Origin of the sequence: Minwuia sp. IMCC3009, from assembly GCF_029909415.1 — a bacterium.
GTDB lineage: Bacteria > Pseudomonadota > Alphaproteobacteria > Minwuiales > Minwuiaceae > Minwuia.
In genome coordinates, this window is the sequence record NZ_CP123781.1 from 3694601 (window position 1) to 3720966 (window position 26366).

A 26366-nucleotide genomic window follows, 5' to 3' on the forward strand; every position below is an offset into this window, starting at 1 on the left:
ATGGCAGACAAACTGATGCAGGGTCGCCGCGGTCTGATCATGGGCGTGGCGAACGACCACTCCATTGCCTGGGCCATTGCCCGGGCAGCGCACGAACAGGGCGCAGAGCTGGGATTCACCTATCAGGGCGATGCCTTCCTGAAGCGCGCGAAGCCGCTGGTCGACCAGGTGGACGGGGCATTTCTGGAGAACTGTGACGTCACCCGCGACGGCGATCTGGAACGGGTCTTCGACCGGGTGGCGAACACCTGGGACCGGCTGGATTTCGTGCTCCACGCCGTGGCCTATTCCGACAAGAGCGAACTTTCAGGCCGTTACATCGACACGACGGCTGCCAATTTCAGCAATACCATGGCAATCAGTTGCTACTCCTTCACGGAGACGGCACGCCTGGCCGCGCCGCTGATGACCAACGGCGGCAGCCTGCTGACCCTGTCGTTTGCCGGATCCGAACGCTGGATGCCGAGCTACAACGTCATGGGTGTCGCCAAGGCGGCGCTGGAGGCCAGCGTGCGCTATATCGCCGTGGACCTGGGCCCGCAGCAGATCCGCGCCAACGCGATTTCCGCCGGGCCGATGCGGACGATTTCCGGCTCCGCCGTCGGCGATGCCCGCTATGTCTACGGCTGGACCCGCGACCACGCCCCGCTGCAGCGGGCCATCACGCAGGAAGATGTTGGCGGCGCCGGCGTCTATTTCCTCTCCGACCTTTCCGCAGGCGTGACCGGCGAAATCCACCATGTGGACAGCGGCTTCAACGTCATGGGCATGGTCAACCCGCACCGCATCCACGACAAGGACTGACAGCCGCCTTCCCGGCGGGCCCGCGCCTGGCGGGTTCGACGCCGCGATGGCACTGCTGCCGGGTCAAAATTCTTCCAGTGAGGCAATGCATCCCCGGTCCGGAGTGACAGCCGGTGGTCCCGCAAGTGCCCTGTTGACGTCACTGCGCATCGGCAGGTCGGATTTCGGACTCGAAAGGTGAACCATGCCATGCCGGACAGCATCACGGCACGGCGCGGAAGCCTGGCAGAAACAGACGTCTGAAAGCCGTCGCCAACGATCAGTCGTCGTCGCGACCCGCGATCTCGCGGCCGATGAAATCCTCGAAGTCGGCAGCCTCGCGGAAGTTGCGGTAGACGGAGGCGAAGCGCACGTAGGCGACCTGGTCGATGCTGGCGAGCGCCTGCATCACCAGTTCCCCGATCCTGACCGAATCGATCTCCGACTCGCCGGAACTTTCCAGCTGGCGGACGATGGCATTGATCATCCGCTCCACCCGCTCCGGATCCACCGGGCGCTTGCGGATGGCGATGTCGATGGAGCGGGCGAGCTTGTCGCGGTCGAAGGGTGTGCGCTGCCCGTTCTTCTTCACCACCGTCAGATCGCGCAGCTGAATGCGTTCGAACGTCGTGAAGCGCCCGCCACAGCCGGAACAGGAGCGTCGGCGCCGGATCGCGGTATTGTCCTCCGTCGGGCGCGAGTCCTTCACCTGGGTATCGGCATTCTGGCAATAGGGGCAGCGCATGACGGTGATTCCTCGGTTGCTTCTTGCTTGTGGTCCCCGGCCAGCCCTCTCCCCCTCCCGACCACCCACTGGATTATCCTTATGGGTGGTCGGGAGGGGGAGAGGGCTGGCGCAGACTCCGCCTCTGGCGAAGCCCTCAGATGATACCCTTCGTATAGATCGGATGGCGCGCACAAAGCTCCAGCACCGATTCACGGGCTTTGGCCTCGGCGGCGCCATTGTCGCCGTTCGAAGCGGCATAGCCTTCCAGCACATCGGCGATCAGCGCGCCGACCTGGCGGAATTCATCGGTACCGAAGCCGCGGGTGGTCGCTGCCGGGGTGCCGAGGCGGACACCGGAGGTCACCATCGGCTTCTCCGGGTCGAACGGCACGCCGTTCTTGTTGCAGGTCATGTGCGCGTTCTCCAGCGTGCGCTCCGCGTCACGGCCGGTCACACCCTTTGACCTGAGATCGACCAGCATCAGATGCGTGTCGGTGCCGCCGGAGACGATGTCGAAGCCCCGGTCCATCAGCGATGCCGCCAGCGCCTGCGCATTGTCCACCACCTGCTGCGAGTAGGCCTTGAAGTCGGGACGCAGTGCCTCCCCGAATGCCACCGCCTTGGCCGCGATGACATGCATCAGCGGGCCGCCCTGCAGACCGGGGAAGACGGCGGAGTTGATCTTCTTGCCCAGATCGTCGTCGCGGGTGAGGACCATGCCACCACGCGGGCCACGCAGGGTCTTGTGGGTGGTGGTCGTCGCCACATGGGCATGGTCCAGCGGGTTCGGATGCACACCACCGGCGACCAGACCGGCGAAATGCGCCATGTCGACCATGAACAGCGCGCCCACTTCATCGGCAATCGCACGAAAGCGGGCGAAGTCGATGAAGCGCGGATAGGCTGAGCCGCCGGCCACGATCAGCTTCGGCCTGTGTTCCTTCGCCAGCCGCTCGACCTCGTCGAAGTCGATGCGGGCATCCTCCCGACGCACGCCGTACTGCACCGCATTGAACCACTTGCCCGACTGGTTCGGCGGAGCGCCATGGGTCAGATGCCCACCGGCAGCCAGCGACATGCCCATGAAGGTGTCACCGGGCTTCAGCAGGGCCTGGAAGACGGCCTGGTTGGCCTGTGCGCCGGAATGCGGCTGCACGTTGGCAAAGGAACAGTCGAACAGCTTGCACGCCCGCTCGATGGCCAGCGCCTCGACCACATCGACGTGCTCGCAGCCCCCATAGTAGCGACGGCCCGGATATCCCTCCGCGTACTTGTTGGTCAGCACACTGCCCATGGCCCGGATCACGGCCGGGCTGGCGATGTTCTCCGACGCGATCAGCTCGATCTCGCTCTGCTGGCGACCGAACTCGGCGTTGATGGCGTCGAAGACCGCCTTGTCATCCCGTTCCATGTCGGCGGACCAGATGGCTTCACCCGCTGCTGCGGTGGCGACCATGTTCATGTGCGATGCTCCCTTGAAGCTCTTGATCGTTCGAACGATCGAATCAGTTCCGGGCCTCAGCCCAGCTTGTCCACGCGACGCTGGTGCCGCCCCCCGGCAAACGGCGTCTCCAGAAAGGCCCGCACGCAGTCGCGCGCGGTCTCGGTGCCGATCACCCGCGCGCCCAGGGCCAGGATGTTGGCGTCATTGTGTTCGCGCGACAGGCGCGCGGTGGTGATGTCGTGACATAGGGCGGTGCGCGCGCCGGGCACACGGTTCGCGGCGATGGAAATGCCGATGCCGGTGCCGCAGACGATCACACCCGCCTCCGCCTCGCCCGCGGCCACGGCCTCCGCGGCCTTGCGGCCGAAATCCGGATAATCGACCGAATCGAGACTGCTGGTGCCGAGGTCGAGCACGTCATGGCCCAACCCCTTCAGTTCATCGCGCAGAGCCTCTTTCAGCTCGAACCCGGCATGGTCTGACGCAAGGGCAATCCTGGACATGAGCAGTTCTCGCGGCGACTGGGATCGGAAGCCGCGCTGTTACCACATCTGGTGGTCGGTCGCCAAGCACTGGCAAGATCGATTCCCACCATGCCGCATCTGCGGGTGCACAGACGCCGCTGTTCGGGTCTATCATCGGCGCGCCTGTTGCCAGGCACCACTGCCGGGGGAGGAAACCATGGGCGTCTACACACATGAACATCTGGAGATCCAGCGATCCGCACGGAAGCTGATCGAGGAAGAGATCAATCCGCACGTGGATGCATGGGAAGCGGAGGGTGCCTTTCCCGCCCACGAGGTCTTCAGGAAGTTCGGCGACATGGGCTTCCTCGGCATCCACAAGCCGGAGGAATATGGCGGCCTCGGCCTCGACTATTCCTACAACCTGGCCTTCGCGGAGGCGCTGGGCAGCATCAATTGCGGCGGTGTTCCCATGGCGCTGGGCGTGCAGACCGACATGGCCACCCCGGCGCTGTCGAACCATGGCTCCGATGAGCTGCGCCGGGAGTTCCTGGCCCCGGCCATCGCCGGCGAGATGGTGGCCTGCATCGGTGTCTCCGAACCCGGTGCCGGGTCGGACGTGGCATCGCTGAAGAGCTGGGCGCGCAAGGATGGCGACGACTACATCATCAACGGCCAGAAGATGTGGATCACCAATTCCTTCCAGGCCGACTACATGGTCATGCTGGTGAACACCGACCCGGACGGGGCCGTGCACCGCAACAAGTCGCTGGTGGTCGTGCCGATGGATACGCCGGGGGTCACGCGGGCGAAGAAGCTCGACAAGATGGGCATGCATTCCTCCGACACCGGCCTGATCTTCTTCGAGGATGTGCGCGTGCCGCAGCGCCACCGCATCGGCGACGAGAACAAGGGCTTCACCTACCAGATGCAGCAGTTTCAGGAGGAGCGGATGTGGGCCATCGCCTCCGGCATCACCGGGCTGCAGAAGGCCATCGACCAGACCATCGAATATACCGGCCAGCGCATGGTCTTCGGCAAGCCGCTGCTGGACAACCAGGTGATCCACTTCCGTATGGCCGAACTGCAGACGGAGGTCGAGCTGCTGCGCAGCCTGATGGACCGCTGCATCGAGGAATATACCGCAGGCAGGGACGTCACCCGCCTCGCCTCCATGGGCAAGCTGAAGATCGGACGGCTGAAGCGGGAGGTCTACGACAGCTGCCTGCAGTACTGGGGCGGCATGGGCTACATGAACGAGACCCCGATCAGCCGCATGTACCGTGACGGCCGTCTCGCCTCCATCGGCGGTGGCGCCGACGAGGTGATGCTGTCGATCATCTGCAAGAGCATGAACATCCTGCCCGGCAAGCGCGGATAGGACCCGTTCGCTGAGAGACCGCCCTCTCGCCCGAAGATTCTGTTGATGGACTGTTCCATCCCTCTCCCCCTCCCGGCCACCCACGCAAGTATCCTGAAATGGGTGGCCGGGAGGGGGAGAGGGGAGGCACGGTCGACCAAAAAGGGAACCCACCATGACCGAAGAAATCGTCCTCACCCGCCGTGAAGGCGGTGTCCTGCACATCACCATGAACCGACCCGATGCCCGCAATGCCATGTCGCAGGAACTGCTGGACGGCATCGACGCGGCCATCGCCTCTGTCGCCGAGGACCGGACCTGCCGCGCCATCGTGCTGCGCGGCGCGGGCAAGAGCTTTTCAGCGGGCGGCGACGTGCGCGGCTTCAAGGCCAGCCAGCAGACCGGCGCGGCGGATGGCACCGGCGGCGCCGACCCGATCGCGGAGCGGAACCGCCAGGGCGGGGCCTTCTTCCAGCGCATGGACCGCACGCCGCAGCCGCTGATCGTGGTGGCCGACGGCGCGGCGCTGGGCGGCGGCTTCGGACTGGTCTGCGCCGCCGACATCGTCATTGCCACGCCCCGCGCCCGCTTCGGCCTGACCGAGGCACGGCTGGGCGTGCTGCCCGCCGCGATCCTGCCCGTCGTCATCGGGCGCATCGGGGAACGGCTGACCCGGCGTCTGGCGGTGATGAGCAACATGCTCTCCGGCGCGGAAGCCGTGGAGATCGGCATCATCGACTGGCTGTGCGAGGACGCCGACGCGGCGGAGCAGAAGGTGACGGAAGTCCTGGCCGAGATCCTGAAGGGCGCCCCCGGAGCCATCGCCCGCGCCAAGACCGTCATCCGCGCCGTCCGCGACCAGGACGTGGAGACCGCCCTAGACATCGCCGCCACCCAGTTCGCCGCCGCCCAGCGCTCCGCCGAAGCCACCGAAGGCGTCCAGGCCTTCATCGACAAGCGCCCGCCGAACTGGGCCGCTGGGTAGGCTGCGCAACGGCCAGGGAAAATCGTTCGGGGCAGCGCTGAATCCGCTCGCCAAGGTTCCGGCATGGGTATAGAGGCTCGCGCGGCGCGACACCTGTCCGCCCTTCGCCCGTCCCTGGAACAGCCATGAAACACCATCACGCCATCACCCCCGCCCCCTTCGGAACCGTTCTGGGGCATGGTCCCGGCGGAACCGAGGTCTATTCCTCCGACTATGATTCGGTGGACCGGGAGGCGATGCCGACGCGGCAGGCGTTCCACAGCACCGTCGACGGTGTCTACATGGGTTTCAAGTGGCAGTGCGTGGAGCTGGCGCGGCGCTGGATTTACCAGAACCGGGGCTATGTCTTCGAGGACATCGCCATGGCCTATGACATCTTCCGTCTGCGCCAGGTGAAGGTGATCGCCGACGGCAGCACCCTGCCGCTGCATTCCTTCCGCAACGGTTCCACCCGCCCGCCGGAGCCCGGCTGCCTGCTGATCTGGAACGAGGGCGGTGAGTTCGAGGTCACGGGCCATGTCGCGGTGGTGACGGAGGTTCTGGCCGACCGCGTGCGCTGCATCGAACAGAACGTGCATGATTCCGTCTGGCCGGCCGGTCAGAACTGGTCACGCGAACTGCCGCGACGCCTGACCGGTGATGGCGGCTGCTGGCTGGACTGCACCTATCACGACGGCAGCATCCTGGGCTGGGTGATCCAGACCGACGACACGACAGGGGCCGAGACGGAGCTGGAGGATGATCCGGCGCTCTTTGGCATCAAGCGCCAGACACTGGAGACCGCGCCGGGGGCGGCGGAGGCGGTCGCCTGGCTGGATCCATCAGACCCGATCGATGCCAACTACATCGACCTGATGGGCGGCCAGGTGCTGTCGAAGGACCCGGCGGACCTGCGTGCCTGGTACTGCATCAGCGAGACCGCGATGCGGGAACTGCAGCGCGCCACCAACGAGCTGCACCGCATGTTCCTGCACGCGACCAATCAGGTGCTGTCCGATGACACGCTGCTGGCGCGGTTCAACCTGCCGCCCGCGCTCTGGTCGCGCATTCGCCAGTCCTGGAACAACCGCCGCAACGAGATGATCACCGGGCGCTTTGATTTCGCCATGCGGCCGGAGGGGCTGAAGGCGTACGAATACAATGCCGACTCGGCATCCTGTTACATGGAGGCCGGGTCGCTGCTGGGACGCTGGGCGGAGGCCTTTGGCTGCACCGACGGGCGTGACCCCGGCGGGCGGCTGTACGATCTGCTGGTGGATGCCTGGCGGGAAACGGCCATTGACGGCGTGCTGCACATCATGCGCGACGACGATATCGAGGAAACCTACCACGCCCTGTTCATGAAGCGCGCGATGGAGCAGGCCGGTCTGACCTGCCGCATCGTGACGGGTGTCGAGGGGCTGCGCTGGGGCGACGGCGGCGAGGTGCTGGACGCAGACGGCGTACCGATCCGCTGGGTCTGGAAGACCTAGGCGTGGGAGACCGCGCTGGACGAGATCCGCGAGGATCTGGCGGAGGACGAGGAGAACCTGCGCCTGCACCGCACCATCGACCGTGCCACCCAGCCGCCGCGCATCGTCGATGTGCTGCTGCGGGAGGGCGTGATGGTCTTCGAACCGCTCTGGACCCTGGTCACCAGCAACAAGGCGATCCTGCCCGTGGTGCGGGAGATGTTCCCGAGCAGTCGCTTCCTGCTCGACACCGGCTACGAACTGACCGACGCGTTGCGCGCGGCGGGCTATGCCGCCAAGCCCATCGTCGGGCGCTGCGGGGCCAATATCGCGCTCTACAGCCAGGACGCGGATCTGGTGGCGGCGACGGAAGGCCAGTTCGAGAGCCGGGACACGATCTATCAGGAACTCTGGAAACTGCCCCGCGTCGCCGGTCGCAACGCGCAGCTCCAGGCCTTCTCCGTCGCCGGTTCCTTCGCCGGCGTCGGCATCCGCGTGGACCCCGCCCTGATCATCACCACCGACAGCGACCTGCTGCCGCTGCGCGTGCTGCCGGATGCGGAGTTTCTGGCGCGGGTGTCGGACTGAGGTCTACCGACCCGTGAAGGTGGCCGGGCGGCGTTCGATCATGGAGGCGAGGCCTTCCCGCGCGTCTGCGGTGCCGGAGAGTTCGGCGACGTTGCGGGCTTCCTCCGTGAAGCAGGCCTCCACCGGCAGGGCCTTGCCCTGACGCAGCAGCCGTTTCACCGCGGCCTGTGCCAGCGGCGGGCCGCTCGCCAGTTCACGCGCCAGATCCATGGCGGCGTCCAGCAGATCCGCGTCCGGTACCACGCGGTTGACGATGCCCAGATCCTTCGCCTCCTCAGCCGTCATGGTCGGGTTGGTCAGCAGGATCTCCATCGCCTTGCGGTGACCGACCAGCGCGGGCAGCGTCGTGGTGGTACCGGCGTCCGGTGACATGCCGACCTTGGTCGCGCCCGCGAGGAACTTCGCGCTCTCCGCCGCCACCACCAGGTCCACCGCGCAGGCCATGCCGAAACCACCGCCGCCGGTGGCATAGCCCTGGATGGCGGCGATCACCGGCGCATCCAGCCGCATCAGCGCCTGTGCCGCATCCTGCAGCAGTGCCGTGGCGGTGCGGATATGGGCGGGCAGTTTCTCGCCCTTCGACGCGAATTCCTTGATGTCGCCCCCGGCGCAGAAGTTCTTCCCCGCCCCGGTCAGCAGCACGGCGCGCACATCCTCCGAGCCATGGCAGACCATGATCGCCTGATAGAGGTCGCGCAGCAGGCCGTTGTTCATGCCGTTGGCGTCATTGGGACGGTTCAGGCGGATATGGGCGATGCCGTCGGTGTGGCTCAGAAGCACATTGCCGTCGCCTACGGGTTCGGTTAGCAGGTTCATGATGGATCTCCGGAGGTTGTTTTCAGGCCCCGGCCTGCCCTCTCGGGAGTCTGTTTGCGGCCTGTTCCATCCCTCTCCCCCACCCGGCCACCCACGGGAGTATCCTTATTGGGTGGCCGGGTGGGGGAGAGGAATGGAACAGTCCAACGACAAACCGGGAAAGGGCGGGCCGGGGACCACATCAGATGAGAAACGACAGCGTGAAGAGCGGCTTGTCGTTATTGACCAGCGCCACCTTCTTGCGGGCCATGCGAAAGCCGTCAGGCGTGTCGCGCAGCAGATATTCAGTGCGTGCGGCCCAGAGGGTTTCGCCCCGCAGGCTGGATTCATAGACCATGACATTGCAGCCGACGCTGACCTCGTCACCCGACCGGTCCAGCACCTCGACATTGGTGATCAGGTGCCGGATCGCGGACTTCGGGTCCTGGGTATAGCGCTTGCCGCTGAGAAGCTGCCGCACCCGCACCCCGATGCGGGAACGGTTGTCGTAGATGATCGACATCTGCTGTTCGGGGTCGATGGCGTCGCCATTGGCGGGCAGCCAGTAGATCGCGTCGTCGGTCCAGAGCGCCTCCCACGCCGCATATTCGTGCTCGTCCTGCAGGCGGGCCTCCGCGTAGATGAACTGTTCGACCCGGCGCGTGATGTCCTGTTCCACGGTGATCATCCCCATCACTCGGCCTCCATCATCTGGCGGTAGTGACGCCATATCCCGCGCGAGGGCACCTCGTCGGTGGCATGGCCGACGCGGAAACCGTCCTCGTCCGTGCGCTCCCGATGCTCCCCGCGCGCCAGATACAGCCACTCCGGATCGCGGGAGAGCACGCCACGGTGCGTGCGCTCGTACATCTCCGAATCATCCGCCAGCAGGAATCCGGCGGGGCCGACGGAGCCCATGGTCTGCTGGCGCAGGCGACGGTTGATGTCAGGCGCGCCCTTGAACTGCAGCGCCGTGACATGCTGCACGGTGTCGTCCACCGCGCGGGGCTGCAGCACGAAGATCTGGATCTCCGCGATGAACAGGTTGGGGAAGATCATCACGTGCGGAGTGCCGTCGATCATCACCTCCCGCGCCTTCTCCGGCCCATGCGCCTGTTCCATGGCCGCGACATAGTCCGGCAGCCGTTCCGGCGTGGTGCCGAACCAGTTCAGAGGCTGGTCGCGGAGGCGGAACTCCGGGCGCAGGTCCAGTTCGGTGTGCCCATTGCCGAAGTCACGGGTAACGGCAGTGGACTTCGAGCCATAGAGGCCGCCGATGCCGCTGTCCGTCACCTTGAAGACGGAGGCATGGACGAAGGCGGGGTGATAGCCATCGGTCTCGTTCTCCAGCACGAACTTCCAGTTTGCCTTCACACGGTGCTGCAGGAATCCGGCAGTGATCTCCACCTCACCGGTGGGCGATGAATCGCAGAGCCGGTCCAGCGTCTCCGCCGCGCCGCCCAGATGTTCCTCCAGCGTCGGGCCTTCGGTGGCGAAGGAGCCGAAGACAAAGCCGCGATAGCTGGCGACACGCGCGACCTTGCCCAGCGACAGGGCCGCCATGTCCTGCCCCTTGTAGCCATCGGCAAAGGCCGTCGCCTCCAGCCTGCCGTCATTGGCGAAGGTCCAGTTGTGGAACGGACAGGTGAACTTGCGCGCGTTGCCCCGTGGCTCCGTGCAGACCTCGTTGCCGCGATGCGGGCAGCGGTTCTGCAACAGGTTGATCTGCCCGTCCGCGCCACGGGTCATGATGATCGGCTGCGGCCCGATGGACTTGGTGACGAAATCGAACGGTTCCGGCACCTCGCTCTCATGCCCGACATAGACCCAGGTGCGATACCAGATGCGGTCCAGTTCCATGCGGAAGATGTCCGCATCGGTATAGAGCGATCCATGCACCCGATCCTGTTCGATCAGGGTGGCAAAGTCCGGCACGTACGGGCGGGTCATGACATTCATCGGGCGCGCTCCCTGTCGGTTGGCAGGCGGTGGTTTATTCATTGAACGGCTGTCCGGTTTATAATAGAAGGATTGAAACTCTGCAATGCCCAACCTTCGGCGCACGCCGGCAGGGGATACGGAACGGGGAGACGACGAATGGCCGGAACAGAGGCAGACATGCTGCATCCCGAGATCGAGGCGCTGGACCACGATGACCTGCTTGCCATCCAGAACCGCAAGCTCGGGGCCCTGGGGCAGCGACTGGCCCAGTCCCCCGAATGGGTGGATCATTTCCGGGAGTCCGGGCTGCATCCGCACGACCTGTCGGACCGGCAGGCGCTGGACAGCCTGGGGTTCCTGCAGAAGTCGCAGCTCCGCGACCGCTACCCCTTCCCCATGCTGGGCACCACGACGGAGAAGGTGGAACGGTTCTGCGCCACTTCCGGCACCACCGGCCTGCCGGTCCTGTTCGGCTATACCCGCGAGGACATGCAGGTGCTGCTGGCCCGGCAGGTGGCGCGACAGCTCCACGCTCACGGCTGCCGGCCCGGCGACCGGGGCTACAACGGTTTCGGCTTCGGCCTCTGGGTTGGCGGGCTGGCCTATGACCTGGGCATGGCGGAACTGGGCATGACCAACTTCCCCGTCGGGCCGGGGCGCAGCGACCTGGTGGTGGAATGGATGCGCGACATGGAATGGTCGCTGGCCACGGTCTCGCCGGTCTTCCTCGCCACCCTGATCCGCACCAGCCAGGAGAAGGGCATCGATCTGAAGACCGACTGGAAGCTGAAGCGCGCCGTCATCGGCGGCCAATCCGTCTCCCGCGCCTTCCGTGATGAGCTGGAGGCCGGACTGCCGTCCGACTTCATGACCTTCAACACCTATGGCACGACAGAGGCCGGTGGCCCCATCGTCGCCGCCTCCTGCCCCTGGAGCCATGCCCGCGACGAGATGCATCTGTTCAACGAGGATACGGTCCTGACCGAGATCCTCGACCCGGAGACCTTCAGGCCGGTCGGGCCGGGTGAGGTCGGCGAGATCGTCGTCACCACGCTGGACAAGCAGGCGTCACCGGTGGTGCGCTGGCGCACCCGCGATCTAGTGCGCCTGTCGGAGCATCCCTATGACTGCCCCTGCGGGCGCCGCGGGATGCGCAACATCGGGCGGATCATCGGCCGCTCCGACGACATGCTGAAGGTGCGCGGGGTCATCGTCTACCCGTCCCAGGTGGAGGATGTCATCGCCACCACCCCGGGGACAGTGAAGGAAGCCTGGCAGATCTATGTCGACACGCCGGGCAGCGCGCCGAAGCAGATCGTCGTGGCCATCGAGAAGGAGCGCAGCCACAACGGCTCCCCCGATGAACTGGCCGACGCCGTCGGCCGCAGCCTGACCAGCCGCCTCGGCCTGAAGGTGCCGGTGGAATGCCATGAGGAAGGCACCCTGCCCCGCTACGAGGCCAAGGCACAGCGGGTTCTGGTGCGCGACTGAGGGGTGGTACGCTCCCCCTGCCGAATCAGGATGGAAACAGACGATGGCGCGGAAGCAGGCCGAGAACTACGAGGAGATCCGCCGCCGCATCATGGCCTGCGCCGCGACCGAGTTCGCGCGTCAGGGCTATGCCGCGACCAGCATCGCGGATCTGGCAAAGGCAAATGGCGTCTCGCGCGGCCTGCTGTACCACTATTTCGCCTCCAAGGAGGCATTGCTGCAGGAGATGCTGAGCAGCCATCTCGACATGATGCTGGACGCCGCCAGCACTGCTGCGACGGACGGCGTGACGGCACAGGACCGCTTCCGTTCCACCATCCGCACCATCGTCGGCATCAACGCCGGGTCCCGCGACCTGCAGGTGGTGCTGCTGCACGACCTGCAGAACCTCGGCACGGCGGAGCGGGCAGAGATCGTCGGCAAGCAGCGGCGCATCATCGCCGTGCTGCGCGACCTGATCCGCGACTGTGACCAGAGCGGCCACATCACCAGCCGCACCCTCATGGCCCAGACCATGATGTGCGTCGGCATGATTAATTACACCTACCTCTGGTACGACCCAGCGGGGCCGGTGGGGCCTGACGAATATGCCACCATGGTCGCCGACACCTATCTGGCAGGGCTGGAGCGGCGCTAGGATCAGGACCGCGTGGGGTGTAAGGGAGGGGGGCTGACACGGCGAATCGCCTTGATCGCATCGATGAACCCGGGCGTATCGAGGACATGGACCGCCGCGAGACCCGCGTCCCGCAGCGCGGGCAGGCCATCGCGCAATGACTTCGACTGTGCGGCAATCACCTCCCGCCCCACATGGCGACCGCCCCCGGCGGCCCTGTGGCGGTTGCGGGCGATGCAGGTCGCCGGGTCCAGCAGCAGGACCAGCGCCACCACCGGCGCATGAAATCGCCTGGCGAGGTCGAGCAGCGGCCGCCGGCCCCTCACCTTCAGGTTGGTGGCATCGATGACAGTCAGACGGCGGGCGGCGAGGCGCTTCTCCGTGATCAGATGCAGCAGTTCGAAGGCCGCCGCGCTGGCCGACTGGTCGGCTTCATCATCCGAGACCAGCCCCCGGCAGGCATCGGACGACACCACCTCTGTCGGCCGGAAATGCCGGGCGGCGAAGGTCGACTTGCCCGCCCCCGAGGCCCCGACCAGCAGGACGAGGCAGAAGTCGGGGATGGTCAGGACCGCCTCCGCCGCAGGCATCGCCTCAGGCGAGGCCGAGTTTCTCGGCCAGACCGATGCGCTGCAGCTTGCCGGTGGCGCCCTTCGGAATCTCGTCGAGGATCAGCAGCTTGCGCGGCACCTTGAAGTCGGCCAGCCGGGTGGCGACGAAGTCGCGGATCTCGCGATCCGTGGCGCTCGCCCCCTCACGCAGCACCACGGCGGCGGCGACTTCCTCCCCCAGCTTCGGATGCGGCATGGCGAAGGTGACGACCTGGGCCACGGCTTCATGGTCCATCAGCACCTCGTCCACCTCACGCGGGGAGATCTTCTCGCCGCCCCGGTTGATGATCTCCTTCAGGCGCCCGGTGATGCTGAGATAGCCTTCCGCGTCCAGCACGCCCTGGTCCCCGGTGCGGAACCAGCCATTGGTGAAGTTCTCGGCATTGGCCTTGGGATTGGCCTCGTATCCGGCGGTGACATTGGGGCCACGGATGACGACTTCCCCCGTCGCGCCCTGATCCATCAGATTGCCGTCCGGGTCCATGATCGCGACCTCCGGCCCGGCGGCGATGCCGACGGAACCCGGCTTGCGCGCGGCGGGCGGCAGGGGGTTGGAGGCCATCTGGTGCGCCGCCTCGGTCATGCCATAGCTCTCGATCACCGGGCAGCCGAAGGTCTCCTCCAGTTCCGCCATCACCTGCGGCGGCAGGGAGGAGGAGGAGGAGCGGATCAGCCGCAGCGGCTGGGCAGCGATCAGCTCGGCATTGCGCCCGGCCCGGCTCAGGATCGCCTGATGCATGGTCGGCACCGCCGTGTACCAGTTGGGTTTCGCCACCTCCATCCACGTGAAGAAGCGCAGGGCGTTGAAGCCCGGGCTGCACCAGACACTGGCACCCGCCGCCACGGAACTCAACACCGCCGCGATCAGGCCGTGGATGTGAAACAGCGGCATGATGTTGAGACAGCGATCCGCCGCCGTCAGATCAAGGGCGGCACGGATGTGCCGGGCGCTGGCCGCGACATTGGCCTGCGACAGCGGCACGATCTTCGGCCGCGAGGTGGTGCCGGAAGTATGCAGCACCAGAGCCACATCATCCGCCCCCGCCATGCCGCCCGCCTGCGGCGCCGAGGCTGCCGCGGGTCCGGCAAGGTCGAACAGGCCGGCGGCATCGTCAGTGCGCGGCGTCAGGCGCAGGATCGCGATGCCCCGCTTCTCCGCCGCCGGGACGGCATCACCCTCATAGTCGTCGGCCACGATCAGGGCCCTGGCGTTCAGGTCATCCAGGTAGAAGTCGAACTCATCGGCGCGGTAGGCCGGATTGAGCGGGGCCGTGGTAGCGCCACAGGCCACCGTCAGGAAAGCGGTCGCCATCTCCGGTCCGTTCGGCAGCACGATGGCGACCCGGTCGTTGCGCCCGACGCCGAAACCGTTCAGGTCGGCCACCACCTTCACCGCAAAGTCCCGCAGCCCGCCGTGGGTCAGATCGGCGCGACCTTCCGCGCCAATGGCCGGCGCATCGTCCGCGCCCGTGTCCAGCAGTTCCCGCAAGCTAGTGGCCATGGAAGTTCCCCCGATCCGGTCGTTCGATGCAATTCTGTCCGGGGGATGCTTTACACCAGTCAGCCGTTCTGTTCCATCCAGCGGCGCAAACGTTCCGGGTCAGTGCCGAGGAAGGCAAAGGGGCCCCGCCGGTGCAGCACCGTGGCGGCATCCTCCGCCCACTCATGGCGCATCATCCAGTCGACCTCCCGACCGAACAGCCCACCGCCCAGGTCCTCCCCCAGATCGGCATCCCTGTGGACCCCGTCCAGCATCTCCGGCACGGAGGCACCATGGCGGGAGATCAGGGTGCGGATATAGGCAGCATCCAGATGCGCCCATGTCGCTGCGACCCGGTTGGCGAACAGGCCATAGCCGCCATCCATGCCACCGTCATGCAGCGGACCGGAGCTGGCGGAGAGTCCCTCCGCGCAGGGCAGCAGGTCGCGCAGGCAAGCCGTCGCGCCGACGTCGCCTGCCAAGACCGTGCGCAGGGTCGCGCGCCGGGTGAGGATTGCCGCCAGCAGCCCCTCCAGATCCCTGCCGGAAGTGACCTCCCCGCCTGTCGGGACATGCGCCAGCATCAGGTCATTGGGCATCGGGATGAGACTCAGCGGCCCGGCCACCGTCGGCAGTTCATGCAGTCCCGCCATTTCCGGCCAGGGCCGGGCAAGCACGGCATAGAGACCCGTCGCCGCGCTGGCTTCCACAACGTCGCCGCTGTCGCCCGGCGTGACCTGGCCGCCCAGCCGCACGGCATCCCGCGCCAGGGCAACCGTCAGCCGGGTGACGTCGGTCAGGGTGGCCTTCGCGACCTGAAATGTCCCCTCCGGTGCCGCCAGCATGCCGCTGATCAGCCTGTCCGATGCGTCGAGGATCTCACCCGCGCCCAACCTGCCCCCACCGAACAGGCGGCGCAGGCCGCGTGCCCTGGGTGCGGGGCGCAACATGCGGATGGGTTGAACCAGATGGGGCGCCGCGGCCATGAGCCAGTCCGCCAGCGTCTTCTCGGCAGGCGATTCCCCCGGAAACAGCAGATCGCACGGCAGCGGAATGGCCGGTCGGTCGGTCAGGCCCGCGCGGAAGTGCCAGTCACGTGGCTGTCCGCCCGCCGCAGCCTGCCAGGCCCGGAATGCATTGACGACGCCGGGGCCTCCCAGCGGATCGCTGCCCCCGGCCCCCGCCATGCATCAGGCGCCGAGTACCGGGAAGGAGCGGATGAAGTCGCGGATGCGGGGCTGGATCTCGGTGCGCCAGCGGCCGCCGTTGAACACACCGTAATGACCGACGCCATCCTGAATGTAGTCCATCTGCTTCTTCGCCGGGATGTTGATGCAGAGATCATGCGCCGCCTGGGTCTGGCCGATACCGGAGATATCGTCCTTCTCGCCCTCCACGGTGAACAGGGCGGTCTTCCTGATCTTGGTCAGATCAACGCGGCGGCCCCGGTGCATCATCGTGCCGTTCGGCAGATCGAAGCGCTGGAACACCACCTCCAGCGTCTGCAGGTAATATTCGGCCGTCAGGTCCAGTACCGAGAGATACTCGTCATAGAACTTGCGGTGGCCGTCGGTGGAATCGCCGTCGCCCGCGATCAGCCCTTCATAGAGCTTCTTGTGCGCATCGATATGGCGATCCAGGTTCATGGTCATGAAACCGGTGAGCTGCAGGAAGCCGGGATAGACCGGACGCATGAAACCGGCATGCGGCAGGGGCACCCGGGTAATGACGTTGGTCTTGAACCATTCGATCGGACGGGACGTCGCCAGGTCGTTGGGCACAGTCGGGCTTTTCCGCGGATCGATCGGGCTGCCCATGATGGTCAGGGTCGCCGGGGTCGCCGCATCATTGTCTTCCGACATCAGCGCTGTGGCGGCAAGAACCGCCGGACCGGGCTGGCAGACAGCGACGACATGGGTATTCGGTCCGAGCACCCGCAGGAAGTCGATGACGTAGTCGATGTAATCTTCCAGATCGAAGTTGCCTTCCGACACCGGCACGTTGCGCGCGTCACGCCAGTCGGTGATGAAGACCTCATGCTCCGGCAGCATCGCGGCAACCGTGCCGCGCAGCAGCGTGGCATAGTGGCCGGACAGCGGGGCCACGATCAGCACGCGCGGATCGGCGCGACGCCGGTTCAGGCTGCTGGTATCGCGGGAGAAATACTTGAGCTGCCCAAAGGGCTTGCGATAGATTACCTGCTCCGTCACCGGCACCGGTGCGCCGTCGATGGTGATTTCGTCCAGCCCGAAGGACGGCTTGCCGTAACGGCGGGTAATACCCTCGAACACATCGGCCGCCGCCGCAACGGCGCGGCCTGGCGCTGTATGCGCAGCCGGGTTCATGGGGTGACGCAGCATCATCTGGGTCATGTGCGCGGCAGCGCGCCACGGCTTGATCGCCGCGTGGTTCAGTTCGTACATCTGGTACAGCAAACTGGATCTCCCGATTGCGTCGCGAATCGAAGGATAGCGGACATCCCTCTCATTTGTATTGTGCAGCGCACAATAATGTCACGGACTTGTCAAGCGCGGCTGTCACCATGGTGTCATGCACGCCCTGTCGGAATGGTTAACGCGAGCGTGATTGGCGGCATGCGGCGTGTCGAATACCATCTCTGTATCACCAACCAATCTGGCAGGAGTGACCGACATGTATGCGCGCAGGACAGTTCTGAAGGGGGCCGCAAGCCTGCCCCTCGCCGCCATTCTGGCCGATCCGATGCTGGCACGGGCTGCGGCCCACGGCCTTCAGGATGTTGCCATCACCACCGCAGGCGGGAAGGCGGTCAGTGGCGCACTCGCCCTGCCCGCGAAGACACCCGCGGCGGCAGTGCTGCTGATCCACGAATGGTGGGGCCTGAACGACCAGATCAAGTCCGTGGCCGCGAAGCTGGCGGAGGAAGGGTACGTGGCCCTGGCCGTGGACCTCTATGACGGCAAGGTCGCCACCGAGGCCGGTGATGCCCGCAGCTACATGGGCCAGGTCAAGGGGGACGAGGCCACCGATACGCTGGCGAGCTGGATCGGCTGGCTGAAGGATCACGACAGGACCAACGGCAAGGTGGCAACGGTCGGCTGGTGCTTCGGTGGCGGCTGGTCGCTGAACGCCTCCATCGCCGCGCCGGTGGACGGCACGATCATCTATTATGGCAATGTCAGCCGGAAGGCGGCGGACCTGGAGGCGCTGAAGGGTCCGGTACTGGGTCATTTCGCAACCGAGGACCAGTGGATCAACCGGGCCATGGTCAGCGGCTTCGAGGCTGAGATGAAGCAGGCCGGGAAGCAGCTCACCACCCACTGGTATGATGCCAACCACGCCTTCGCCAACCCGACCAGCGCCCGCTATGACGAGGCCGATGCCGCCCTGTCCTGGCAGCGCACCCAGGCATTCCTGAAGGAAACGCTCGGGTGATCACCCTTCGGCAATACCCGGCGGCGCTGGGCCTGCCGAACCCGAGCCCGTTCTGCATGAAGGCGGAGATCCTGCTGAAGATGTCCGGGGCACCCTTCACCGTGGAAACGGTGAACGATCCCCGCAAGGGACCGAAGGGCAAGCTGCCCGCCGCCAGCTTCGACGGTGGACCGATGGTCGGGGATTCGGAACTGATCCGCCGCGAGATGGCGCGGCGCCTCGGTTTCGACCCTGACGCGGCGCTGGACGCCGGCCAGAAGGCGACAGCCCATGCGATCGCGCGCATGCTGGAGGAACGGCTCTACTGGGCCATCGTCCACACACGCTGGATGGATCCGCCCACCTATGACCGGATCGCCCGGGAGCTGTTCGCCACCATGCCGCCGGTGATCCGGTCGATCATCAAGGTGGTCGCACAGCGGAAGGTGCGGTCCAACCTGGCCGGACACGGGCTGGGCCTGCATGAGGTTCAGGACATCATGGCCTTCGGCGCGGCGGATATCGATGCCTGCGCGGGTCTGCTGGGGGATCAGGACTGGTTCATGGGTGCGGAACCGACCGGCGTGGACGCGACCGGTGTCGCCTTTCTCGCCAATGTCCTTGTGCCGGATATCGAAAGCCCGCTGAGAACGGCCGTGCGCCAGCACCCGAACCTGGTCGCCTACGTGGAGCGCGGCAGGGCGCGGTGGTATCCGGATTACCCGAGCTGGGCCTGATCACGGGACCTGTCCAAGGGGCCTGATAGCACCGACCTTGGCCCCAACGAAAAAGCCGGGCACATGGCCCGGCTTCGTCAGATCCGTCTGTCGCTGAAATCAGGCTTCGGCGGAGGCCGCCGGTGCTGCCGCCTCGGCACGGGCCTTGGCGATCTCGCGCTTCAGCTTGCGGGCGTTGTCGGACAGCTTTGCGTCGGACTGCTTCAGGATGAAGTTGTCCAGACCGCTGTTGTGATCGATGGAACGCAGCGCAGCGGCGGAAATCCGCAGCGAGACGGAACGGCCCAGCGCATCCGACATCAGCTTGGTGTGGCGCACGTTCGGCAGGAACCGACGATTGCTCTTGATGTTGGAGTGGCTGACATTGTGTCCGGTCTGCACACCCTTGCCGGTAAGCTCACAGCGTCGCGCCATGGTTGTTCTCCCGCATGTTCGGCCCATATGGCCGCAAGTCGTGAAAATTGGATCGGCCGCCTGACTGGAGGCCGGAGCGCGGGTGTTTAGCGGGTTCCCGCGCGGTGGTCAAGCGCTGCGGACACCCTGTGCGGACCGGAAGCCGCGAACTGCATGGCTGTCAGCATTTGATCCCGCGCGCCATAGCCACCACAATGACCCCCATCAGACACCCTGGGGAGGGAGCCGGCCGCGCCGGACAGCACGCATGACACAGACAGAAGCAGCAAGCGACCACACGCCGGCGGCAAGCCAGCCAGCCACCGACATGGATGTCATCGTTGTCGGCGCGGGTTTCGCCGGAATGTATCTGCTGCACCGCCTGCGCGGTCTCGGGTTCCGGGTGCAGGTGATGGAGGCCGGCAGCGACGTCGGCGGCACCTGGTACTGGAACCGCTATCCCGGCGCACGCTGTGATGTCGAGAGCATGCAGTATTCCTATCAGTTCGATGACGACCTGCAGCAGGAGTGGGAGTGGAGCGAACGCTACGCCACGCAGCCGGAGATCATCCGCTATGCCCGGCACGTCGCCGACCGCTTCGACCTGCGGCGCGATATCCGCTTCGACTGCCGTGTCGCGGCGGCCCACCTGGATGAGACACAGGATGTCTGGCGGGTCACGACGGAGGGGGGTGACACCCTGACCACCCGATGGTTCGTGATGGCCACGGGCTGTCTCTCCTCGGCCAACATGCCCGACATTCCCGGCGTCGAGAGTTTCCGCGGCGCGATCTTCCACACCGGGCAGTGGCCGCATGAGGATGTGGATTTCACCGGCAAGCGGGTGGCGGTGATCGGTACCGGGTCGTCGGCCATCCAGTCGATCCCGATCATCGCGGAACAGGCCGCGTCCCTGACGGTCTTCCAGCGGACCGCCAACTACGCCATCCCGGCCCGCAATCGCCCCCTGGATCCGGAAGACGTTGCACGGATCAAGGCGCACTATGGGGAGATGCGGGCGCAGGCCAAGAAGATGCCCGCCGGGATACTCTTCCAGGCCAATGATGTGTCGGCCAGGGCGGTGGATGACGCGGAACGGCAGGCCCGCTTCGAACACCGCTGGCAGAAGGGCGGACTGACGTTTCTCGGCGCCTTCAACGACCTGTTGCTCGACGAGAAATCCAATCGCTACGCCGCCGATTTCGTCCGCAACAAGATCCGCAAGACCGTGAAGGACCCGAAGGTGGCGGAACTGCTCTGCCCGACCAACATCATCGGCTGCAAGCGGCTGTGCGTCGATTCCGGGTACTACGAGACCTTCAATCGCCAGAACGTGCATCTGGTGGATATCAGCGGCAGCCCCATCGAGGCGCTGACGGAGAGCGGGCTGCGCACGGGCGGAGAGGAGTACGCATTCGACTGCATCGTCTTCGCGACCGGCTTTGATGCGATGACGGGGTCGCTGCTGCGGGTGGATATCCGGGGATCGGAAGGGCGCCCGCTGGCGGAAAAGTGGCAGGAAGGACCGAAGACCTATCTCGGCCTGATGACCGCCGGTTTCCCGAACATGTTCATGGTGACCGGCCCGGGCAGCCCGTCGGTGCTGACCAACATGCTGCCATCCGTGGAGCAGCACGCCGAGTTCATCGCCGACTGTATCGCGCATATCGCAGGGAACGGTCTGAAACGCATAGAGGCCGAGCCCGAGGCGGAAGAGGCATGGGTGGCGCACGGCGACCAGGTCGCGGGCCTGACGCTGCGGTCGACCTGCAGTTCCTGGTACGTCGGGGCGAACATTCCGGGCAAGCCACGGGTCTTCATGCCCTATATCGGGGGCTTTCCCGCCTATCTGGACAAGTGTGCCGAAGTGGTCGCGAACGGCTATGAGGGCTTTCGCCTGAGCTGACGGGTGCGGCCCGTGCCGGTTCCATCCGGTGACGGACAGTCCGCGCTACCCGCTGGCGCTGGCCAGACGGGACGTCGCTTCCGCCGGCACACAGAGATCGGTCACCGTTCCACCGCCTGAGCCACTGGGCAGCACGCTGTCCGGCTGCAGCAGCCAGCGGCCCACATCATGCTGGACAACAGGCCCCTGCAGATCGCGGAACAGCAGGTGCCAGCCATCGTCGTAGAGGGCCAGGTCCGGCTCGGCGTGGAAGCGTTCCAGGGTCTTCTGGACGGCCTGGCAGGGGACGATCTGGTCCCGTCGGCCATACAGCACCAGCAAGGGCGTCCTGATTGCCGGGACGGCATTGTAGGCGGCATCCATCAGGTCAACCAGGCCGGAAACCGTATCGAACCGCGTTGCCTTGATGAACAGCGGGTCTGCCCCCATCGCCCGGAGCACCATGTCGTTGTCCGACGCGCGCACACCCAGACCGCCGCCTGTGGCCTTGTATCCCGGCATGGTGGACGAGAAGAAGTCCAGCGCCCAGCGGGCAAAGCCGGTCATGGTCTTTCGGCTCCAGACCGCAGGCGCCGACAGCACTGCACTGGCCACCCGGGGTGGCTCGGCCGCGCCCAGCGCCGCCATCACCACCGCGCCCCCCATGCTTTCGCCCACCAGATGGACCGGCAGGCCCGGATGGCGCGCGTGGACCAGTTCCACGACACTGGATAGGTCCTGCGTCAGGGTCGGCACACCGGGCCAGATGCCGCGGTTCTCTGTTTCACCGAAGCCGCGCTGGTCATAGGCATAGACGGCTATGCCCTGACGTGACCAGCGTTCCGCCGGCTCCGACCAGGCGCGGCGATAGTCATTGAAACCATGCAGGGCGATCACGACCGCCCATGGTTCCGACGGGACCGAGCGCATGTAGGGCAACCGATAGCCATCCGCCATCACGAAGTGGCTGCCGGTCGCCTCCGGTGTCACGACGCTGGGGCCGGCGGGCTGTTGCATGGCGGTGCAGGCGCTCAACATGCCCAGTGCCATTCCGGCGCAGAGCAGGCTGTTGAGGCGCATGGCATCGCGGTTCAGCCGCAGCGTATTGATACAATTCATGATCATGGACGCTATGATGCCCGGATGACGGATGAAATCGACCCCAAAGATCACCTGCTGGCGATTAACGAAGCGTTCTATGCCGCCTTTGCCAGCGGAGACCTGGGCTGGATGACGGATATCTGGTCCGGTCGGCGGGAGATCACCTGCATTCATCCCGGCCACCGGGCCGGGCAGGGACGCACGGAAGTGCTGTCCGGCTGGTTCGACATCCTGCAGCGGCCGCCGGGCATCAGCTTCGGCAAAGCGGTGGCCTACCTGCATGGTGATACCGGGATCGTGCTCTGCACCGAACGGATCGGACCGCACGAACTGGCAGCGACCAACGTGTTCGCACGGGAAGGCGGGCGTTGGCGCATGGTGCACCATCAGGCCAGCGCCATACATGCGCCCCCTGCCGATACGGAGTCAGGCCCGACCGGTTCGGGCAATATTCACTGAATCCGGGCAGGCCTCACGCAAGCAGACTTGTGACGCGCCGGCGCAGGGCGGGAATCACCTCCGCCTCGAACCATGGATTGCGCGCCAGCCAGCCGTTGTTGCGGCCCGACGGATGCGGCAAGGGCAGATAGCGCGGCATGTAGTCGGTCCAGCCAGCCACCGTTTCGGTGAGGGTTTTCCGTCGCCGGTCACCGAGATGCCAGTCCTGGGCATATCGCCCGAGGACGAGGGTGAACTCGACCCTGGGCAGGGCCTGCATCAGCCGCGCATGCCAGGCGGCGGCACATTCGGGCCTTGGCGGCAGATCGCCTGAGCCCTTGACCGTGCCCGGATAGCAGAAACCCATCGGGATGATAGCGAACCGGGTCGGATCATAGAAAGTCTCCCGCCGGACCCCCAGCCAGGCGCGAAGCCGGTCCCCGGAAGGATCATCCCAGGGCACGCCGGAGCGGTGGACACGGATTCCGGGGGCATGGCCCGCGATCAGGATCCGGGCCCGGGTGGTCGCGGCCAGCACGGGGCGGGGTGCGTGCGGCAGGTGGTCCGCGCAGATTCGGCAATTGCGGATCTCCGCCAGCAGCCGGTCGAGCGTGCCGGTCATCTGTCCCGCCGCGCCCGTTGACGGGCAAGCAGGCGCCGGAACGGAAACGGGGCGCACCTGTCAGATGACCGGCACGCCCCGTGTTCGTGACTGAATGCTTTCATGGCCTGCTGATCAGGCATCAAGCTCCATATCGGACTTCGGTGTCGAGATACAGGTAAGGCAGGAGCCCTTGTTCACCTCGGCACTGGGTTCGGTCGCATAGTTGACATCCCCCTTCAGCACGGCGGTGACACAGGTGCCGCAGGCCCCCGCGCGACAGCCGGAGTCCATGTCGATATCGTTGGCTTCCGCGAATTCGAGGATCGAGTCCGCCGAACCGTCCCAGACAATCTCCTTCTCGGAGCGGACGAACTTCAGCTTGAAGCCCGTTGCCGGAGCCGCGCCCGCATCGGCGGGGGCGTCGGTGGACTTCTTGGACTTCACCGTCGCGGGGCCGAAGGCCTCGAAATGGATATTGGCTTCGGGAACATCCCAGTCGCGCAGGCCGTGGAACAGGCTCTCCATCATCGGGGGCGGTCCACAGAAGTAGTAATCGTAGTTGTTGGACGGCAGGACTTCCTGGAACAGCGGAGCGCCGACGCGGGCCTTGTGATGATAGTCCTTGCCCTCGACATCCGTATCATCGGGCCCCGAGTAGCAGATGCGGACGTGCACGTTCTCGTGCGCACGGTCGATGGCTTCCAGATGCTCGCGGAAGACATGCTCCTTGCCGTTGCGGACGCCCAGGAAGAACCAGGTCTCCCGCTTCGAGCCGGATTCCACGATCGCGTTCAGCATGGACAGGACCGGCGTGATGCCGATTCCGCCGCCGATCAGGACCACCGGCGTCTGGCGATGCATATCGAGGAAGAAGTCCCCGTTCGGCGCCAGCACGTCGAGGATATCGCCCTCTTCGATGTTGTCGTGGAAGAAGTTGGAGGATGACTTGCCCACATCCGCCTTGGCCGGATCCTTCGGCGGCGGATTGCGCTTGATCGAGACCCGGTAATATTCGCTCTTCGGGCTGTCGGAGAGGGAATAGCAGCGTGTCGTCACCTTCTTGCCCGACGGCAGGTCGAGCTTGAACGTCAGGTACTGGCCGGGATTGAAGGGAGGCAGCGGACGTTCGTCGTGCGGGCGCAGGTAGAAGGAGCAGATGTCCTTGTTCTCGGGGTTCTTCCGCTCCACCCTGAACTTGCGGATACCGTTCCAGGAGAGCTCGTTCTTCTGCTTGTCGAACTCGCGAACCGCCTTGATCTGTTCGACCTTCTGGCGAAGGAAACCGATCTCCTCCTGCACGCCGCGATCAACGATGCCCGCCGTGCGGAAGTTGTTGTAGATCAGGCTGAGTACATAAAACCCGAGCAAAGCCAGTACGGCGAATGCTGCGGCATTGACCAGTCCGAATTCCATCCCGTCCCCCTTTGGATATCGCAGGTCAGCCCCGTCCGGCGGTCGGGCGGGTGGATCATGCCACCCGCCCGTTGCCGTATCCGGTCAGAACTTCCGGCGAACTTCGAACCGGACACCACCGATGTCGTCGTCGTTGAAGCGAACACCGTACATGGCGTCGGCACGAAGAATCCATGCCTTCGAAATCGGCAACTGCCAGCGCACGCCCAGGGCGTACTGGTCACCGGCGATGTTTGCCTGCTCCCCATACTGCTGCACCGTCGCGGCCTCGACAACCAGCTGCTGGTCGAGGTTGAACAGATACTGCAGACCGATGGCACCACCGAAGGTGTCAGCCGCGGTATCGTCCAGGAACGGGAAGCCGGTCAGACCGTCCGTCTCGAAGTTGATACCGGTGTTGACCAGCAGGCCCTCCGCGTTGGCGAGCGGCTGCGGCCGGTTGATGCCGAGAAAGAAGTTGGCGTAGGGAATGAGCGTATAGGGCTTGTGGGTCATCCAGCTGGTTTCCAGCAGGAAGGCCATGCCGTTGCCCAGGTCCCTACCGCCGTCGTCACGCTTCTGGCGGCTGATGAACGTCCGCAGCGAGTAGCCGAAGATGTTCTTGTAGCGGGCGGACCATGAAATGCCGAGGCTGTGCAGGTCCTGGTCACCGATCTTGCTGCGGTCGGCATCGAGGATGCCGTAGCCGATTTCCAGATACCCCTCACGTGCCTCGATGAAGGCATGCGCGCCATAGGCCTGGACGCTGTGGTCAGCCACGCCGCCGCCGAGATTGCGGATCGCCGGGTTGTTCACGTCGTTGAAGCCGTAGAACAGCGTGAAATCCATGTTGGAGATGTCGAGCACCGGCGAATTCAGTGCCGGGAAGGAGAAGGCACCGCCGAAGATCGCATCATCCATCCACAGGCCGTTCTGGAAGAACAGCGGCACGAAGCCGAACGTGAACGGACGGTCCGTCTTGTAATAGTCACCCGTGATACCCGACAGGATGTTCGAGAAATCACCTTCGAAGAAGAGCGTCTCCAGATTCAGGTCAGCCTGAAGCTTGCACCCCTGATCCTTGTCGTTGCCGGCAAGCTCGCAGCGGGTGAAATCCGCGCCGCTGTCCAGCGGACGAATGAAGGCATGCAACCGCTCCGTCGACGTGATCTTCATGTCGATGTCGATGTTGAGGCGGGTCGCGATCTGGGCCAGTTCATTATTGCCGAAATCGTTGAAGGCGACGGCCGTACGCCAGTCACCAAAGGCCTGAACCGCGAAATTGGTCGGATTCAGCTCACCGAAGACCTCACTCGGCTCCGGAAGCTGTCCGGGGACATACTGCTTGCGGCCCAGTTCGAAGAGCGGGCGCGGGGCCTCGACCTCCGACTTGCCACCATAGATGGCGAGCTGCGCATCGATATCATATGCCTGTTCCTCATAGGCCGGATCAGGCTTGAAGGCGTCATCCTGCAGTTCGACACGCTTCGCGCCGGATGACATCTTCGGATTGTAGTCTTCAGCGGCCCATGACGGCCCGGTGAATACGGCTAGCGCCGCGACTGCCGTGAGGCTCGCGACTGACCGTCGTACGAGACGGAGATCCAGAATACCCAACTTCCCCTCCTGCTCCTGACAGAGCACCTGTTATATCCGGTTGATGCTTCGGGGCGGCCCGCCGACCGCC

At 65.4% G+C, this 26366-nt stretch carries 24 protein-coding genes and 1 pseudogene; 10 read left to right on the top strand and 15 right to left on the bottom strand.

All coding sequences use genetic code 11. The features are described from left to right. The gene (locus QGV55_RS17300) at window positions 1-804 is read left to right on the top strand and encodes an SDR family oxidoreductase (RefSeq protein ID WP_281019390.1); all 804 of its coding nucleotides are present in this window, start codon (window positions 1-3) and stop codon (window positions 802-804) included. 259 nt (window positions 805-1063) lie between these two features. Here QGV55_RS17300 and nrdR read toward each other — a convergent pair whose 3' ends face one another. From nrdR to rpiB, 3 genes are all read right to left on the bottom strand, one after another. Beyond that, window positions 1064-1528 (bottom strand): transcriptional regulator NrdR, encoded by a 465-nt coding sequence (gene nrdR, locus QGV55_RS17305; protein ID WP_281019389.1) that lies wholly within the window; start codon window positions 1526-1528, stop codon window positions 1064-1066. Window positions 1529-1664: 136 nt separating this feature from the next. Then, complete coding sequence (gene glyA, locus QGV55_RS17310) at window positions 1665-2921, bottom strand: serine hydroxymethyltransferase (protein WP_281019857.1); 1257 nt, start codon at window positions 2919-2921, stop codon at window positions 1665-1667. A gap of 107 nt (window positions 2922-3028) precedes the next feature. Then, on the bottom strand, window positions 3029-3457 hold the full coding sequence (rpiB, locus tag QGV55_RS17315; RefSeq protein ID WP_281019388.1) for a ribose 5-phosphate isomerase B: 429 nt from the start codon (window positions 3455-3457) through the stop codon (window positions 3029-3031). A 178-nt stretch (window positions 3458-3635) separates the two neighbouring features. Here rpiB and QGV55_RS17320 point away from each other — a divergent pair, with 178 nt between their 5' ends. From QGV55_RS17320 to QGV55_RS17330, 3 genes and pseudogenes are all read left to right on the top strand, one after another. Next, on the top strand, window positions 3636-4799 hold the full coding sequence (locus QGV55_RS17320) for an acyl-CoA dehydrogenase family protein (RefSeq protein ID WP_281019387.1): 1164 nt from the start codon (window positions 3636-3638) through the stop codon (window positions 4797-4799). A gap of 154 nt (window positions 4800-4953) precedes the next feature. Beyond that, on the top strand, window positions 4954-5763 hold the full coding sequence (locus tag QGV55_RS17325) for an enoyl-CoA hydratase-related protein (RefSeq protein ID WP_281019386.1): 810 nt from the start codon (window positions 4954-4956) through the stop codon (window positions 5761-5763). 281 nt (window positions 5764-6044) lie between these two features. Beyond that, window positions 6045-7802: pseudogene (locus QGV55_RS17330) on the top strand (glutathionylspermidine synthase family protein). A gap of 3 nt (window positions 7803-7805) precedes the next feature. Here QGV55_RS17330 and QGV55_RS17335 read toward each other — a convergent pair. The 3 genes from QGV55_RS17335 to QGV55_RS17345 all read right to left on the bottom strand — a co-directional run bounded on the left by QGV55_RS17335 (window position 7806) and on the right by QGV55_RS17345 (window position 10556). Continuing rightward, window positions 7806-8618: an enoyl-CoA hydratase-related protein gene (locus QGV55_RS17335; RefSeq protein WP_281019385.1), complete on the bottom strand. Its 813-nt coding sequence runs from the start codon at window positions 8616-8618 to the stop codon at window positions 7806-7808. Window positions 8619-8799: 181 nt separating this feature from the next. Next, window positions 8800-9291 (bottom strand): aromatic-ring-hydroxylating dioxygenase subunit beta, encoded by a 492-nt coding sequence (locus tag QGV55_RS17340; protein ID WP_281019384.1) that lies wholly within the window; start codon window positions 9289-9291, stop codon window positions 8800-8802. Next, window positions 9291-10556 carry an aromatic ring-hydroxylating dioxygenase subunit alpha gene (locus QGV55_RS17345; RefSeq protein ID WP_281019383.1) on the bottom strand — a complete coding sequence of 422 codons (1266 nt, stop codon included), beginning with the start codon at window positions 10554-10556 and terminating at the stop codon, window positions 9291-9293. Before QGV55_RS17345 ends, QGV55_RS17340 begins: the two co-directional genes overlap by 1 nt. 138 nt (window positions 10557-10694) lie before the next feature. On the opposite strand from QGV55_RS17345, the gene QGV55_RS17350 reads away from it, so the two are divergent. After that, window positions 10695-12029, top strand: a complete 1335-nt coding sequence (locus QGV55_RS17350) for an AMP-binding protein (RefSeq protein ID WP_281019382.1) — start codon at window positions 10695-10697, stop codon at window positions 12027-12029. A gap of 43 nt (window positions 12030-12072) precedes the next feature. After that, window positions 12073-12666 carry a TetR/AcrR family transcriptional regulator gene (locus QGV55_RS17355; protein WP_281019381.1) on the top strand — a complete coding sequence of 198 codons (594 nt, stop codon included), beginning with the start codon at window positions 12073-12075 and terminating at the stop codon, window positions 12664-12666. A gap of 2 nt (window positions 12667-12668) precedes the next feature. Here the strand turns inward: QGV55_RS17355 and QGV55_RS17360 are convergent, their stop codons facing one another. The 4 genes from QGV55_RS17360 to phaZ are packed head-to-tail and all read right to left on the bottom strand — an operon-like array spanning window position 12669 to window position 17171. Then, a complete protein-coding gene (locus tag QGV55_RS17360; protein ID WP_281019380.1) occupies window positions 12669-13235 on the bottom strand; it encodes an AAA family ATPase in 567 nt (188 codons plus the stop codon). A 4-nt stretch (window positions 13236-13239) separates the two neighbouring features. Then, window positions 13240-14757 (bottom strand): acyl--CoA ligase, encoded by a 1518-nt coding sequence (locus QGV55_RS17365; protein ID WP_281019379.1) that lies wholly within the window; start codon window positions 14755-14757, stop codon window positions 13240-13242. Window positions 14758-14816: 59 nt separating this feature from the next. Continuing rightward, window positions 14817-15923, bottom strand: coding sequence for a hypothetical protein (locus QGV55_RS17370; RefSeq protein ID WP_281019378.1), 1107 nt, complete (start codon window positions 15921-15923; stop codon window positions 14817-14819). Between the two features lie 3 nt (window positions 15924-15926). Next, complete coding sequence (gene phaZ / locus QGV55_RS17375) at window positions 15927-17171, bottom strand: polyhydroxyalkanoate depolymerase (protein WP_281019377.1); 1245 nt, start codon at window positions 17169-17171, stop codon at window positions 15927-15929. Window positions 17172-17388: 217 nt separating this feature from the next. Between phaZ and QGV55_RS17380 the strand changes: the two genes are divergently transcribed. Together QGV55_RS17380 and QGV55_RS17385 are read left to right on the top strand one after the other, a co-directional pair. After that, window positions 17389-18150, top strand: a complete 762-nt coding sequence (locus QGV55_RS17380; RefSeq protein ID WP_281019376.1) for a dienelactone hydrolase family protein — start codon at window positions 17389-17391, stop codon at window positions 18148-18150. Then, complete coding sequence (locus tag QGV55_RS17385) at window positions 18147-18866, top strand: glutathione S-transferase family protein (protein ID WP_281019375.1); 720 nt, start codon at window positions 18147-18149, stop codon at window positions 18864-18866. The genes QGV55_RS17380 and QGV55_RS17385 overlap by 4 nt, the downstream gene beginning before the upstream one ends. Window positions 18867-18965: 99 nt before the next feature. Here QGV55_RS17385 and rpmB read toward each other — a convergent pair whose 3' ends face one another. Then, complete coding sequence (gene rpmB / locus QGV55_RS17390; protein ID WP_281019374.1) at window positions 18966-19280, bottom strand: 50S ribosomal protein L28; 315 nt, start codon at window positions 19278-19280, stop codon at window positions 18966-18968. A 247-nt stretch (window positions 19281-19527) separates the two neighbouring features. On the opposite strand from rpmB, the gene QGV55_RS17395 reads away from it, so the two are divergent. Beyond that, the gene (locus QGV55_RS17395) at window positions 19528-21165 is read left to right on the top strand and encodes an NAD(P)/FAD-dependent oxidoreductase (protein WP_281019373.1); all 1638 of its coding nucleotides are present in this window, start codon (window positions 19528-19530) and stop codon (window positions 21163-21165) included. Window positions 21166-21210: 45 nt separating this feature from the next. Here the strand turns inward: QGV55_RS17395 and QGV55_RS17400 are convergent, their stop codons facing one another. Then, window positions 21211-22269, bottom strand: coding sequence for an alpha/beta hydrolase (locus QGV55_RS17400; protein WP_281019372.1), 1059 nt, complete (start codon window positions 22267-22269; stop codon window positions 21211-21213). Window positions 22270-22287: 18 nt separating this feature from the next. Between QGV55_RS17400 and QGV55_RS17405 the strand changes: the two genes are divergently transcribed. Further along, the gene (locus tag QGV55_RS17405; protein ID WP_281019371.1) at window positions 22288-22704 is read left to right on the top strand and encodes a nuclear transport factor 2 family protein; all 417 of its coding nucleotides are present in this window, start codon (window positions 22288-22290) and stop codon (window positions 22702-22704) included. A gap of 13 nt (window positions 22705-22717) precedes the next feature. On the opposite strand, the gene QGV55_RS17410 is transcribed toward QGV55_RS17405, so the two are convergent. The 3 genes from QGV55_RS17410 to QGV55_RS17420 form a co-directional block, all read right to left on the bottom strand. Then, window positions 22718-23305 (bottom strand): uracil-DNA glycosylase family protein, encoded by a 588-nt coding sequence (locus tag QGV55_RS17410; protein WP_281019370.1) that lies wholly within the window; start codon window positions 23303-23305, stop codon window positions 22718-22720. Window positions 23306-23419: 114 nt separating this feature from the next. Continuing rightward, the gene (locus QGV55_RS17415) at window positions 23420-24700 is read right to left on the bottom strand and encodes a 2Fe-2S iron-sulfur cluster-binding protein (protein WP_281019369.1); all 1281 of its coding nucleotides are present in this window, start codon (window positions 24698-24700) and stop codon (window positions 23420-23422) included. Window positions 24701-24784: 84 nt separating this feature from the next. Beyond that, the gene (locus QGV55_RS17420) at window positions 24785-26296 is read right to left on the bottom strand and encodes a hypothetical protein (RefSeq protein ID WP_281019368.1); all 1512 of its coding nucleotides are present in this window, start codon (window positions 26294-26296) and stop codon (window positions 24785-24787) included. Between the last annotated feature and the right edge of the window lie 70 nt (window positions 26297-26366).